Origin of the sequence: Pseudomonas sp. Pseusp3 (assembly GCF_047304225.1) — a bacterium.
Lineage (GTDB): Bacteria > Pseudomonadota > Gammaproteobacteria > Pseudomonadales > Pseudomonadaceae > Aquipseudomonas > Aquipseudomonas fluorescens_CD.
Genome location: NZ_JBGLYV010000034.1, coordinates 1 through 14145, shown reverse-complemented (window position 1 = coordinate 14145; position 14145 = coordinate 1). Strand labels below are relative to the sequence as shown.

The window sequence follows — 14145 nt, the reverse complement described above, 5'->3', positions numbered from 1 at the left end:
TGGCTGTTTTGCCCTGTAGAGGTGAGCAAAAAGCTGCGCTGCCTGCGATTGATGCGCCCTGTTTCAGGACAAAATCCGACCACCGGTCATCGAGGTTTGTAGCTGCACAGCGGTCTAAATTCCGGGTTTGCCAGGGTTTATCCCCAGGCTTGAAAAAAAATGCGCCGAAAAAGTGCATCGATATAACCGTCGCAAAGGCACTTGTGCACATTAGTTGCGCAGCCTGTCACCCCGCTGTCATCTCATGTTCAAGCACGATAGCTGCCTGTAACCAAAATTTAAGTCAATGAAAAACATCGCTTTTTTTTACTGGTGAAAAAATCGTCAGTTTGACTGCGAGCCCCATTCCACAGGGCTTTGAGCGGGTTCAAGGGCGGTTGTCCACTGAGTTATCCACAGCTTCTGTGGATTGTCCCGAGCGCTTGCTCTAGGACGGGCGTGCCGGGATATTTTCAGCTTTACCTGTAAGAAAAAGAGAGTAAAGTTGCGCGCCTTCCGATCTGCCCCACAGTGCTTTATGAAGTTTCGCTCAGCCCCTGTTTCCTCTTCCTCCACATCACCCTCTGTTGCCCCTACCAAGCGCTTTTCCATGCGCGTGGCAGAGTGGCTGTTGGACAGTCCGCATCTGGGCGAAAACCGTAACGTCAAACACATCGCCGGACGTCTGCTCAAGCAGCCGGCCCGTGAAGGCGTGGTGGCTGCGCAAAGTCGCCTTGGCCAGTTGATGTGCCGGGAATGCGGGAACGCCCGGGACCGCCGGATCGGTCAGGACCTGCTGCGTCAGGCCGCTCGGGCAGGCGATCGCCGCGCTCAACAGGAACTGGGGTTGATCGAAGACTGAGCTGTCCAAGATCAGGCGCCTTGGTTAACCTTCAGGCTTTATCCGAATGGCAGGAGTGGCTATGGCAATGGACTTGACCAGCATATTGCTGGGTCTGGCAGCGGCTGGGTTGCCGTTGCTGGTATTGGCCTGGCAACTTCAGCGTCGGGCCAGTACCACGCTGGCTGACGTTGCGCTGCTGCAAGAACGTCTGGCCATGGCGCAACTGGCGCAGGACGGATTGAATGCACAACTTGAATCCAGCCGCGATGAAGTCGGCGATCTGACCCAGGCCAATGCCGCCAAGCAGGCTGATCTGGCTGCGCTGCGTCGTGAAGTCGAACTGCTGCAGATCGAGCGCGACGACGCCCGGGACGCCGCCCATGCGTGGAACATCGAGCGCGCCGGCAAAGAAGCCGAATTGCGCCGCCTGGATGCCCAGGCCGCCTCGCTCAACGCCGAATTGCGCGAGCAACAGGACAGTCATCAGCAACGCCTCAACGACTTGCAAGGTTCACGGGACGAGTTGCGCGCGCAGTTTGCCGAGCTGGCGGGGAAAATTTTCGATGAGCGCGAGCAGCGTTTTGCCGAAACCAGCCAGCAGCGCCTGGGGCAGTTGCTCGATCCACTCAAGGAGCGCATCCAGTCCTTCGAGAAACGTGTCGAGGAAAGCTATCAGAACGAGGCTCGTGAGCGTTTCTCCCTGGCCAGGGAGCTGGAGCGTCTGCAGCAGCTGAATTTGCGCTTGAGCGATGAAGCCACCAACCTGACCCGCGCCTTGAAAGGACAGAAGACCCAGGGCAATTGGGGTGAACTGATCCTTGAGCGCGTGCTCGAACATGCGGGGCTGGAGAAGGGCCGCGAGTACCAGACTCAGGTCAATCTCAAGGGGCCGGACGGCGAGCGCTTCCAGCCGGACGTGATCATTTATCTGCCGGGCGACAAGCAGGTGGTGGTCGACTCCAAGGTCAGCCTGACGGCCTATCAGCAATACGTGGCGGCTGAGGACGAGGCTATCGGCCAGATCGCCATCAAGCAACACGTGCTGTCGTTGCGAAATCACGTCAAGGGCCTGGCCGGCAAGGATTACAAGCGCCTCGATGGCTTGCACAGCCTGGATTTCGTGTTGCTCTTCGTGCCGATCGAGGCGGCGTTTTCTGCCGCGTTGCAGGCCGAGCCGACGCTGTTTCAGGAGGCATTCGACCGCAACATCGTGATCGTCAGCCCCACCACGTTGCTGGCGACCCTGCGCGTCATCGACAGCCTGTGGAAACAGGAGCGCCAGAGCCAGAATGCCCGGGAAATCGCCGAGCGGGCCGGGTGGCTGTACGACAAGTTCGTGCTGTTCATTCAGGATCTGGACGAGGTCGGCAATCGCTTGCAGCAACTGGACAAGGCCTACAGTTCGGCACGCAACAAGCTGACAGAGGGACGAGGCAACCTGGTCAGCCGCAGTGAACAACTCAAACTGCTGGGCGCACGGGCGAGCAAGAGCCTGCCGGCGGACTTGCTGGAGCGGGCGATGACGGATGTCGATGGGTTGGTAGAGCTGCCTGAGTAACTTCCAGCCCAAGGCTGCGTCGGAACGCCGCTGCCTCCTGTGGGAGCGGGCTTGCTCGCGAAGAGGCCGGCACATTCAACATCTCTGTCGCCTGACACTCCGACATCACCACGTCACTCAAACCCTACAACGGCAAATACCGGCTCAACAACGCACGCAACGCTGCCGGCTTCACCGGTTTGGCCAAATAGTCCAGCCCCGCGGCATGCACCTGATCAACCGTCTCCGGCCGGCCATCGGCGCTGATCACCACCCCGGGAACCGGCTCGCCCATCTGGGTGCGCAACCAGGCCATCAAGTCGGTTCCGGTCTCGCCATGATCGAGGTGGTAATCCACCAGCGCCAATTGCGGGCGCACGCCTTCGGCCAGCAGCGATGCGCACTCTTCGCGATTACGCGCGGTCCAGACCTGGCAACCCCAGCGGCTGAGCAGGCTGTTCATGCCGATCAGGATGCTGTCCTCGTTGTCGATACACAGCACCTGCGCGCCATTGAGCAATTTGCCATTGAGCTCGGCGACTTTGACCGGCGCTGCGGTTTGCGCCCTGGCCAGCGGCACGCTGACGCTGAACACGCTACCGCGTCCCGGCCAGGAGCGAACGCGCAGGGTATGACCGAGCACGCGACATAGCCCGTCGGCAATCGCCAGCCCCAGGCCGAGGCCTTTTTCGGCCCGTGTCTGGTGGCTGTCGAGGCGCTTGAACTCTTCGAAAATCACCTGCTGTTTATCTTCCGGAATACCTGGCCCACGGTCCCAGACTTCCAGGCACAGTTGTTCTTTGCGCCGACGAACCCCCAGCAGCACCGGCCCCTTGCCGTAGCGGAAAGCGTTGGTCAGGAAGTTCTGCAGGATCCGCCGCAGCAGTTTGATGTCGCTGTCGACCCGCAGCGCGCTGCCGCGAACCCGGAACTCCAGTTTTTGTTCTCGCGCCAGTGCCTTGAATTCGGTACCGAGGGTGTCGAACAGTTCGTTCAGTACAAATGGCTGGCGATTCGGATTGATCTTGCCGTTCTCAAGGCGGGAAATGTCCAGCAGGTCGCTGATCAAGTCCTCGGCCGAACGCAGCGAGCTGTCCAGGTGCTCGACCAGTTTCTGCGCTTCGCCGGACAAACCGTCGTCCTGATGGGAGAGGGCGGCGGAGAACAGCCGCGCCGCGTTCAGCGGTTGCATCAGGTCATGGCTGACCGCCGCGAGGAAACGGGTCTTCGACTGGTTGGCCGCCTCGGCGTTGCCCTTGGCTTCGGTCAGGGCAACGTTGAGCTGCGACAATTCGTGGGTCCGTTCGGTCACCCGTTGCTCCAGGCCTTCGTTGGCCTCGGTCAGCGCCTGCTCGGCTTCGCGGAACGCGGTGATGTCGGTGAAACTCATGACGAAGCCACCACCCGGCATCGGGTTGCCGATCAGCTCGATCACCCGGCCATTGGGGAACAGTCGTTCGGACGTATGCGCGCGGCCCTGACGCATCCAGTGCAGGCGACGCGCGACGTGAACCTCGGCTTCGCCGGCACCGCACAGACCGCGTTCGGCATTGTGGCGAATGATGTCGGCAATGGGCCGGCCGACACTGATCAAGCCGTCCGGATAGTTGAACAGCTCCAGGTATCGACGGTTCCAGGCCACCAGTTTCAGCGACTGGTCGACCACGCTGATGCCCTGGGTAATGTTCTCGATGGCGCCCTGCAGCAAGGCGCGATTGAATTGCAGCACCTCCGAGGCTTCGTCGGCGATGCGCACGACGTCCTCCAGTTGCATCTCCCGACCTTCAATGGCGGCTTTTACCACCGCGCGGGTCGAAGAGGCACCGAGTACACCGGCCAACAGGCGTTCGGTATGGGCGATCCATTCACTGTCGGCGTTCTGGTTCGGGTTGAAGCCTTTGCCCTGGCGATAGGCAAAGCGGATGAAGCTTTGACGGGCGCGCTCTTCACCGACGAAGCGCGCCGCCAGTTGCAGCAGGTCGTCGATCTGCACCGCCAGCATCGAGCGTGCGCTGGGGCGGGCACTGATTTCCTGGCCGATGAAGCGGCCTGCTTGCCAGTGCTCGGAAACCCGGGTGCGCGATAGCACCGAAACCCAGGCGAACAGCGTGAAGTTGCCTGCGAGTGACAGCACCACGCCTTGGGTCAGCGGGGTGATCGGCAGGTTCAGTGGATTGCTGTGCAACCAGGCCAGTCCCGGGAATGTGCTCAGGGACAGGCCGAGGCTGAGGGCGGCAATCGGCAGGATCAAGGTGTAGAACCACAGGAACGTGCCCGCGGCGAGGCCAGCGAAAACGCCGCGGCGGTTGGCCTGTTTCCAGTACAGCGCACCGAGCATGGCGGGGGCCAGTTGGGTCACGGCCGCGAAGGCAATCTGGCCAATGGTCGCCAGGCTGGCGGTCGAGCCCAGCAGGCGGTAACTGACGTAGGCCAGCAGCAGAATGACCACAATGCTGACGCGGCGCACCGACAACATCCACTGGCGGAACACTTCGAACGGGCGCTCGGCGTTGTTGCGACGCAGCAGCCAGGGCAACAGCATGTCGTTGGAGACCATGGTCGACAGCGCCACGCTGGCCACGATCACCATGCCGGTGGCCGCCGATGCGCCACCGATAAACGCCAGCAGGGCCAGCGCCGGATGTGCCTGGGCCAGGGGCAGGCTGATGACGAACGAGTCCGGCAGCACTGAACTGGGCAGCATCATCTGGCCGGCCAGGGCGATTGGCACGACAAACAAGGCAGCGAGGGCGAGGTAGGCCGGAAACACCCACTTGGCAAGGCGCAGATCCTGGGGGTCGATGTTTTCCACAACAGTCACGTGGAACTGCCGTGGCAAGCAAATGATCGCCATCATCGCCACGCCGGTCTGCACCACCATCGACGGCCAGTTGATGGTTTCCTTCCAGTACTGCTCAAGCCGCGGCGCAAGCATGGCCTGGTCGAACAGGTCGTCGAAACCGTCGTACAGGCCGTAGGTCACGAACGCGCCGACGGCGAGAAACGCGAACAGCTTGACCAGCGACTCGAAGGCAATCGCCAGCACCATGCCGCGGTGGTGCTCCGTGGCGTCGAGGTTGCGGGTACCGAAGACGATGGTGAACAGCGCCAGCACCAGCGACACGATCAGTGCGGTGTCCTGGGCACGGGTGCCCATGGCGTCGGCTCCGGCGCCGATCAGCAGGTTCACGCCGAGCACAATGCCCTTGAGCTGCAGCGCGATGTAGGGCAGCACGCCGACCAGGCAAATCAGCGCCACCACCACCGCCAATGGCTGGGATTTGCCATAGCGTGCAGCGATGAAGTCGGCGATCGAGGTGATGTTCTCCTGTTTGCTGATCATCACCATTTTTTGCAGGACCCACGGCGCACCGATCAGCAACAGGATCGGCCCGAGGTAAATCGGCAGGAACGACCAGAGCTGTTCGGCGGCCTGGCCCACGGCGCCGAAGAACGTCCAGCTGGTGCAATAGACCGCCAGCGACAGGCTGTACACCCAGGCACGCACACGCGGCGGCAAGGGCGCGCTGCGACGGTCGCCATAGAAGGCGATGGCGAACATGATGGCCATATAGGCCAGGGCGACGGCGGCAATCAGCCCGGTGGACAGCGACATGGGGACTCCAGACAAAAGACTCCCGGGCCTGCGCCCGGACAGACAGTCTCGCACGACCGCCAGCGTTAGTCAGTGTCGACCAAGGTCGTGGCGTGGCGGGGTGTCGCAGGGGGATTTGCGATGTCTGGACTGGCCCCTTCGCGAGCAAGCCCGCTCCCACAGAGGCGGTGAACGCAGGGCAAATGTGGGAGCGGGCTTGCTCGCGAATGGCGGTATTACGGAATCAACGCAATTTCGATCAAGCGATGCAGTTCTTCAAGTTCCAATGGCGCCTCGGAAAACAGGATGCGAAACACCGTCGGCGCGGCGATCAGATTGATCAGCCGATCGACACTGGGCTTGGGCGCATCCGGATAGCGATCCAGAATCGTCTGCAGTTGCCCGCCAATGATCGTTGCGCAGTAACTCGGCTTCAGCGCCGCCTGCACGTCGCACAGCATGTTACGGCCGGGTTCGGAGCTCATCTCGTCCAGGTACTGTTCCGCCCAGGCCCGCACATCACCGTGAAGGCTGCCGGTATTGGCCGGTTCGTTGTCAGGCTGCATGCGGGCGAGGGCGACGTCGGCCAGCAGCGCCGACACATCGCCCCAGCGCCGATAGATGGTTGACGGCGTGACGCCTGCGCGCGCAGCTATTTGCGGGACGGTCACGCTTGCGCGGTCCTGTTCCTGCAGGAGTTGGCGCACGGCCGAATGAATCGACTCTTGTACCCGTGCGCTGCGGCCGCCGGGGCGTAATGTGGGAGCTGTCATCCTGTGTTTCCTGTATCGCGTCGGGTCCCGTTGCAGGCACTCGGTCCTGAAAGCCATGCCTGGGACCTTAACACAAAGAATTTGCTTTAAGAGGGATCCAGTAGCACACTCCGCAAAAGCAAAAAATTAGCTTTTGCGGAGTGTGTCCATGCCCGGTTCTCGTTCAAATCGTTCCAGCCTGTGGTTTCTGGCAGTGACCTTGCTCAGTTTTCTGGCGGCCTCCACTGCGCCGACGCCGCTGTATCACCTGTACCAGGAGCAGATGCAGTTTTCTGCCGCGACGCTGACCCTGATCTTTGGCGTGTACGCCCTCAGCCTGTTGGCGGCGTTGCTGACGGTCGGCTCGCTGTCGGATTACCTGGGGCGCAAGCCGGTGATTTTTACTGCGGTGATTCTGAACATTCTGGCGATGCTGCTGTTCATTCACGCCGACAGCGCCACCTGGCTGATCAGTGCCCGAATTCTGCAAGGTTTTGCCACCGGGATGGCTACCGCCGTGCTGGGCGCAACACTACTGGATACCGACCGCGAGCGGGGGCCGCTGGTCAATAGCGTTGCACCGTTGACCGGCATGGCTATAGGTGGGCTGGGCTGCGGTGCGTTGGCCGAGTACGCCCCGGCTCCGTTGCATCTGACTTTCTGGCTGCTGCTGGCGTTGTTCGTGATGCAGGCGTTTTATGTCTGGCGCTTGCCGGAAAGCGTCTCGCGGCAGGCCGGGGTTTGGGCGTCATTGCGACCGACTCTGCATGTGCCACTGCAAGCGCGCTCCACTTTGTGGCGAGTACTGCCGCTCAATACTGCCCTGTGGGCCCTCGGCGGTTTCTACGCATCCCTGGCGCCTTCGTTGGTGCGCACCGCCACGGGCTCGACCTCGAACATGATTGGCGGCGCGACCGTGGCCGCCTTGACGCTGACCGGCGCGCTGATGATCTACAGCATGCGCAACCGACCCGCCGGCAAGGCGTTGTTATTGGGTGCCAGCATGATGCCAACGGGTGTCGTGCTGATTTTGCTGGGGGTGCACAGTGCCAGCCTGCCGCTGTTCTTCCTTGGCACACTGGTCGCAGGATGTGGTTTCGGTTCCGGTTTTCTCGGCACCTTGCGTAGCCTGGTGCCGCTGGCCTTGCCCCATGAACGTGCCGGGCTGGTGTCGGCGTATTACGCGCTCAGCTATCTCGCCTTTTGCCTGCCATCGCTGCTGGCCGGGAACCTGAGCCGGACCCTCGGCCTGGTAGCGACCACCGATGGGTATGGTGCGGTGTTGATTGTTCTGGCCCTTGGCGCTTTGGCAGGTTTGATACGCCCGCGTTCAGGCAGGGCGTGTGAGGCCAATCCATGACATTGCGACACGGGCATGCCTGATTGAATATCTATAAAGTAGATAAGATATAGAGAAATTACCCGTTATATAGATATTCTATTCGGATCTAACATGGGCTCTACCTCACGAGAGGACAGGAGTACGCCATGACATGCGCCAATAGCATCAAGCCCGGAATCAAACCTTTCAGTCACTTGCAGCATCCCCGCGAAGTGATCCGCCAGTTCACCCCTAACTGGTTCGCGGCCACCATGGGTACCGGCGTGCTGGCGTTGGCGCTGGCGCAATTGCCGGTCGCCATACCCGCCTTGCACGCCTTCGCCGAAGCCCTCTGGTTGTTCAACATCGCGCTGTTTCTGCTGTTTACGGCGATGTACACGGCGCGTTGGCTGCTGTTTTTCGACGAAGCACGACGGATCTTCGGCCACTCCACGGTCTCGATGTTTTTCGGCACCATCCCGATGGGCCTGGCGACCATCATCAACGGCTTCCTGGTGTTCGGCTTGCCACGCTGGGGTGAAGGCGTGATTCACCTCGCCGAGGTGCTGTGGTGGCTGGATGTGGCGATGTCGCTGGCTTGCGGCGTGCTGATTCCCTACATGATGTTCACCCGTCAGGAGCACAGCATCGACCAGATGACAGCGGTCTGGTTGTTGCCGGTGGTCGCGGCAGAGGTGGCGGCCGCCAGCGGTGGCCTGTTGGCACCGCATCTGGCCGACGCTCATTCGCAACTGGTGGTGCTGGTGACCAGCTACGTGCTCTGGGCCTTTTCCCTGCCGGTGGCCTTCAGCATCCTGACCATCCTGTTGTTGCGCATGGCCCTGCATAAACTGCCCCACGAAAACATGGCCGCCTCTAGCTGGCTGGCCCTTGGCCCGATCGGCACCGGTGCCTTGGGCATGCTGGTACTGGGCGGCGATGCACCGCTGATTTTCGCGGCCAACGGGTTGCCGGGCATCGGTGAGATTGCTGCAGGATTGGGTCTGGTGGCCGGCATCACCCTGTGGGGCTTCGGCCTGTGGTGGATGCTGATGGCGCTGCTGATCACTGTGCGTTACCTGCGTGCCGGCATTCCATTCAACCTCGGCTGGTGGGGTTTCACCTTCCCGTTGGGCGTCTATTCTCTGGCGACGTTGAAGCTGGCCAGTACCTTGAGCCTGACGTTTTTCAGTGTGTTCGGCTGTGTGCTGGTGGCGTTGCTGGCCGTGATGTGGCTGATCGTCGGCAAGCGCACAGTGCTGGGCGCCTGGCGTGGCGAGCTGTTTGTCTCGCCTTGCATTGCCGGATTGAAGAAATAACCGGTCAGGATTAGGTAATGTGTGGCCTGGATCGGCTTTTGATAATCCAATAAGAATCCAGGCCACTCGCTACCTAACATCAGGGACACATGGAAGATGAGTCACCCCTCACAGTTCACCTTGCTGCGCACCCGGCGCTTCTTGCCGTTCTTCATCACCCAGTCCCTCGGGGCGTTCAACGACAACGTGTTCAAGCAGTCGTTGATCCTCGCCATTTTGTACAAGCTGACCATCGAAGGTGACCGCTCTATCTGGGTCAACCTGTGTGCGCTGCTGTTTATCCTGCCGTTTTTCCTGTTCTCGGCCCTGGCCGGCCAATTCGGGGAAAAGTTCGCCAAGGACGCGTTGATCCGCCTGATCAAGCTAGGGGAAATCGTCATCATGGCGGTCGGCGCCGTCGGCTTCCTGTTCGATCACCTGTCGTTGATGCTGGTGGCGCTGTTCGCCATGGGCACCCATTCGGCGCTGTTCGGGCCAGTGAAGTACTCGATCCTGCCGCAGGCCCTGCGTGAGGATGAGCTGGTAGGCGGCAACGGCCTGGTGGAAATGGGTACCTTCCTGGCGATCCTCGCCGGCACCATTGGCGCCGGGGTCATGATGTCTTCGGCGCATTACGCGCCGGTGGTGTCCACGGCGATCATCGGCATTGCCGTGCTCGGCTACCTGGCCAGCCGCAGCATTCCTCGTGCTGCTGCCGCCACACCGCAAATGCGCCTGAACTGGAACATCTTCAGCCAGTCCTGGGCCACGTTGAAACTCGGCCTGGGGCAAACTCCGGCGGTGTCGCGCTCGATTGTCGGCAACTCGTGGTTCTGGTTTGTCGGGGCGATCTATCTGACGCAGATCCCGGCGTATGCCAAGGAATGGATGCACGGCGACGAAACCGTGGTGACGCTGATCCTGACGGTGTTCTCGGTCGGCATCGCCTTGGGTTCGATGCTGTGCGAGAAGCTCTCCGGACGCAAAGTCGAAATTGGCCTGGTGCCGTTCGGATCGTTCGGCTTGACTGTCTTCGGTTTGCTGCTGTGGTGGCATTCCGGTGCAATCCCGGACAGCGCCACCGGTCATGGCTGGATTGAAATCCTCGGTTTCGGCCACGCCTGGCTGGTGTTGCTCGACATCCTCGGCCTGGGCGTTTTCGGCGGTTTCTATATCGTGCCGCTGTACGCGCTGATCCAGTCACGTACCGCCGAGAACGAGCGGGCGCGGGTGATTGCCGCCAACAACATCCTCAACGCGTTGTTCATGGTGGTGTCGGCGATTGTCTCGATCGTCTTGCTGAGTGTGGCCAAGCTGTCGATCCCGCAACTGTTCCTGGTGGTCTCGTTGCTGAACATCGGCGTCAACGCTTACATCTTCAAGATCGTCCCCGAGTTCACCATGCGTTTCATGATCTGGCTGCTCAGCCATTCCATGTACCGCGTCGAGCACCGCAACCTGGATCTGATCCCCGATGAGGGCGCGGCGTTGCTGGTGTGCAATCACGTGTCCTTCGTCGATGCCTTGCTGATTGGCGGCGCGGTGCGTCGGCCGATTCGCTTTGTTATGTATTACAAGATCTACAACCTGCCGGTGCTGAACTTCATCTTCCGCACCGCAGGGACGATTCCTATCGCGGGGCGTCATGAAGACATCCAGATCTACGAAAAGGCCTTCACGCGCATTGCCCGGTATCTGAAGGACGGTGAGCTGGTGTGCATCTTCCCCGAGGGTAAATTGACCGCCGATGGCGAGCTGAATGAGTTCAAGGGCGGCTTGACGCGAATTCTCGAAGAGACGCCGGTGCCGGTGATTCCGCTGGCCTTGCAGGGGTTGTGGGGGAGTTTCTTCAGCCGCGATCCGGGCAAGGGGCTGTTTCATCGCCTGTGGTCGCGAGTGACCCTGGTGGCAGGGCCGGCGGTGGCGGTTGAGGCGGCGGAGCCTGCCAGGTTGCAGGCGTTGGTGGGGGAGTTGCGCGGGGCCGTAAGATAATCGGTGATTCTACCGGCCTCTTCGCGAGCAAGCCCGCTCCCACAGGTTTTGTGTTGTGCCACACATAGTAGGCACACCTACAATCCCTGTGGGAGCGGGCTTGCTCGCGAAGGCGATAGTGGCTTAGGCGCTGACCTTCAGGCCAACGAGCCCTGTAATGATCAGCGCCACACTGGCCAGCCTCACCAGCGCCATGGATTCGCCAAACAGAATGATCCCGGCGATCACCGTGCCAACGGCACCGACACCGGTCCAGATCGCATAGGCCGTACCCAGCGGCAATTCCTTCATGGCAAGGCCGAGCAGGCCAAGGCTGACAGCCATGGCCGTAACGGTCAAAACAGTGGGGAGCGGGCGGGTGAAGCCGTCGGTGTACTTGAGGCCGACGGCCCAGCCGACTTCGAACAGGCCGGCGAAAAACAGAATGATCCAGGACATGAAGACCTCCATCGTCTGACGGGGTCGTCCCCAGATTAATGACTCGATCGAGCTGCGGGGTCGTCCCCGCGATGCGCAATATAGTGCCCAGTATTAACCCGGGGATCAAGATCGCGGATCAAGATCGCGGATCAGTCAGTGGCTTGTTGGGCGGCGATTTCCCGCTCCTGTTTCTCGCTCATGCGACGAAAGTAAGTCGACAGCAGAGCCCCGGAAATATTGTGCCAGACACTGAACAATGCACTGGGCACCGCCGCCAGCGGCGAGAAGTGCGCACTGGCCAGGGCCGCGCCCAATCCGGAGTTCTGCATGCCTACTTCCAGGGCCAGGGACTTGCGCTGTGCCAGAGGCAACTTGAACAGGCGCCCGGTGAAGTAACCCAGCAAGTAGCCAAAGCTGTTGTGCAGCATGACCACAGCCATGATCAGCAGGCCGGACTCGGCAATCTTCGCCTGACTGGCGGCAACTACCGCAGTGACGATGATCACGATGCTCACCACCGACACCAGCGGCAATACGTCCACTGCGTGCCTGACCTTGTCGCCAAGCAGCCGTTGGGCAACCACGCCCAGCACGATCGGCAACAGCACTACTTGCAGGATCGACCAGAACAACTCCATGAACGACACCGGCAACCACGCCGAGGCCAGCAGCCAGATCAGCGCCGGCGTCAGCAGCGGAGCGAGGAGGGTGGTGACGGCGGCGATGGCCACCGACAGCGCCAGATCGCCGCGGGCCAGCCAGGTCATCACGTTTGACGAGGTGCCGCTTGGGCAGCAGCCCACCAGAATCACGCCGACGGCGATCTCCGCTGGCAAGTGGAACGCCTGGCAGAGCAACCACGCCACGCCGGGCATGATCACGAAATGTGCAACTACGCCCAGGGCCACGCGCCATGGATGGCGAGCGACTTCGGCGAAGTCTTCGAGTTTGAGGGTCAGGCCCATGCCGAACATCACCAGCCCCAGTAAGGGCACGATGGCGCCTTTGAGGCCGAGGAACCATGCCGGCTGCAGAAATGCCACGGCAGCGAAAATCAGAACCCAGTAAGCAAAGGTGTTGCCGACAAAGCGACTCAATGCAGCCAGTGCGCGCATGACTTGATCCTTATTTTTACGTAACACCACAAAACCCCTGTAGGAGCGAGCTCGCTCGCGATGGTGTGTCAGTCACCCCTCTTTATCTGACACACCATCGCGAGCGGGCTCGCTCCTACAGGAGAGATCACTGGTCCTTAGATCCCCTGCGGAGTCTCTTCGCCACCCAGCGCTTCAACCAGCGCCGGCAGGAAGTCGCCGAAGGTCAGCATCATCAGGGTGAAGCTGGCGTCCAGTTGGCCCAGGGCTTCGTCGCCGCCGTCCTGTTCCGCCTGGTCTTGCAGCAGGTCTTCGAACTTCAGGCGCTTGACCACCATTTTGTCGTCGAGGACGAACGACAGTTTGTCCTGCCAGGCCAGGGACAGTTGAGTGACCACTTTGCCGGTGCTCAGGTGCAGCTGGATTTCTTCGCTGGTCAGGTCCTGGCGCTTGCAACGCACGATACCGCCGTCTTCGTGGGTGTCGCGCAGTTCGCACTCGTCCAGCACAAAGAAATCGTCTGCGGCTTTCTGCGTGGTGACCCACTCGGTCATGGTCGCCGTCGGGGACATTTTCACGGTCAGCGGGCGCACCGGCAGGGTGCCGATCACTTCGCGCAAGGTCGACAGCAGGTCTTCGGCGCGTTTCGGGCTGGCCGAGTTGACCAGGATCAGGCCCTGTTTCGGCGCGATGGCGGCGAAGGTCGAAGAGCGACGGATAAAGGCGCGGGGCAGGAAGGCCTGGATGATTTCATCCTTGATCTGATCGCGTTCCTTCTTATAGACCTTGCGCATTTGCTCGGCTTCGATCTCTTCGATCTTTTCCTTGACGGCGTCACGCACAACGCTGCCCGGCAAAATACGTTCTTCCTTGCGCGCGGACACCAGCAGGAAGTCACCGCTGACGTGCACCAGCGGCGCATCTTCGCCTTTGCCGAACGGCGCGACGAAACCGTAGGTGGTCAACTCCTGGCTTGCACATGGGCGCGCCAGTTTGGTGGCCAGTGCAGTTTCCAACGCCTCGGCATCAACAGGCAGATCTTGGGTCAGGCGATAGATAAGCAGGTTTTTGAACCACATGGGGTGAGTCTCTCCTTTATACAAAGGCGGGCATTATTGTCTTCGCCGTGCCATAGGCCAACCTTTCTCTAAGCCTTTGGAAGGCCTGAGAAAATTATTTTAAAAAGTGCTTGCCAGAGGTTGGGTCGCTCCGTAGAATGCGCGCCACACCGAAGCGAAGGGTGATTAGCTCAGCTGGGAGAGCGTCTGCCTTACAAGCAGAATGTCGGCGGTTCGATCCCGTCATCACCCACC

The 14145-nt window shown here is 60.8% G+C and carries 10 protein-coding genes and 1 tRNA gene; 6 read left to right on the top strand and 5 right to left on the bottom strand.

What is annotated here, in order from left to right:
• Positions 1–517 precede the first annotated feature (517 nt).
• Positions 518–841 carry a hypothetical protein gene (locus ACCD00_RS13850; RefSeq protein ID WP_057399384.1) on the top strand — a complete coding sequence of 108 codons (324 nt, stop codon included), beginning with the start codon at positions 518–520 and terminating at the stop codon, positions 839–841.
• 175 nt (positions 842–1016) lie between these two features.
• A complete protein-coding gene (gene rmuC / locus ACCD00_RS13845) occupies positions 1017–2381 on the top strand; it encodes a DNA recombination protein RmuC (protein WP_413425354.1) in 1365 nt (454 codons plus the stop codon).
• 124 nt (positions 2382–2505) lie between these two features.
• On the opposite strand, the gene ACCD00_RS13840 is transcribed toward rmuC, so the two are convergent.
• Positions 2506–5976, bottom strand: a complete 3471-nt coding sequence (locus ACCD00_RS13840; protein ID WP_413425284.1) for a NahK/ErcS family hybrid sensor histidine kinase/response regulator — start codon at positions 5974–5976, stop codon at positions 2506–2508.
• A 215-nt stretch (positions 5977–6191) separates the two neighbouring features.
• The gene (locus ACCD00_RS13835) at positions 6192–6728 is read right to left on the bottom strand and encodes a TetR/AcrR family transcriptional regulator (protein WP_413425282.1); all 537 of its coding nucleotides are present in this window, start codon (positions 6726–6728) and stop codon (positions 6192–6194) included.
• Between the two features lie 148 nt (positions 6729–6876).
• On the opposite strand from ACCD00_RS13835, the gene ACCD00_RS13830 reads away from it, so the two are divergent.
• From ACCD00_RS13830 to ACCD00_RS13820, 3 genes are all read left to right on the top strand, one after another.
• Complete coding sequence (locus ACCD00_RS13830) at positions 6877–8067, top strand: MFS transporter (protein WP_413425280.1); 1191 nt, start codon at positions 6877–6879, stop codon at positions 8065–8067.
• 128 nt (positions 8068–8195) lie between these two features.
• Positions 8196–9347: a TDT family transporter gene (locus ACCD00_RS13825; protein ID WP_413425278.1), complete on the top strand. Its 1152-nt coding sequence runs from the start codon at positions 8196–8198 to the stop codon at positions 9345–9347.
• Between the two features lie 96 nt (positions 9348–9443).
• Entirely contained in the window at positions 9444–11318 is a 1875-nt protein-coding gene (locus ACCD00_RS13820) for an MFS transporter (protein WP_413425276.1), read from the top strand.
• Between the two features lie 123 nt (positions 11319–11441).
• Here ACCD00_RS13820 and sugE read toward each other — a convergent pair whose 3' ends face one another.
• The 3 genes from sugE to rdgC all read right to left on the bottom strand — a co-directional run bounded on the left by sugE (position 11442) and on the right by rdgC (position 13911).
• Positions 11442–11756, bottom strand: coding sequence for a quaternary ammonium compound efflux SMR transporter SugE (gene sugE / locus ACCD00_RS13815; protein ID WP_085716911.1), 315 nt, complete (start codon positions 11754–11756; stop codon positions 11442–11444).
• A gap of 131 nt (positions 11757–11887) precedes the next feature.
• Complete coding sequence (locus ACCD00_RS13810; protein WP_413425274.1) at positions 11888–12853, bottom strand: bile acid:sodium symporter family protein; 966 nt, start codon at positions 12851–12853, stop codon at positions 11888–11890.
• A gap of 137 nt (positions 12854–12990) precedes the next feature.
• A complete protein-coding gene (gene rdgC / locus ACCD00_RS13805; RefSeq protein ID WP_413425272.1) occupies positions 12991–13911 on the bottom strand; it encodes a recombination-associated protein RdgC in 921 nt (306 codons plus the stop codon).
• Between the two features lie 159 nt (positions 13912–14070).
• On the opposite strand from rdgC, the gene ACCD00_RS13800 reads away from it, so the two are divergent.
• A tRNA-Val gene (locus tag ACCD00_RS13800) sits at positions 14071–14143 on the top strand.
• The last annotated feature ends 2 nt before the right edge of the window (positions 14144–14145 follow it).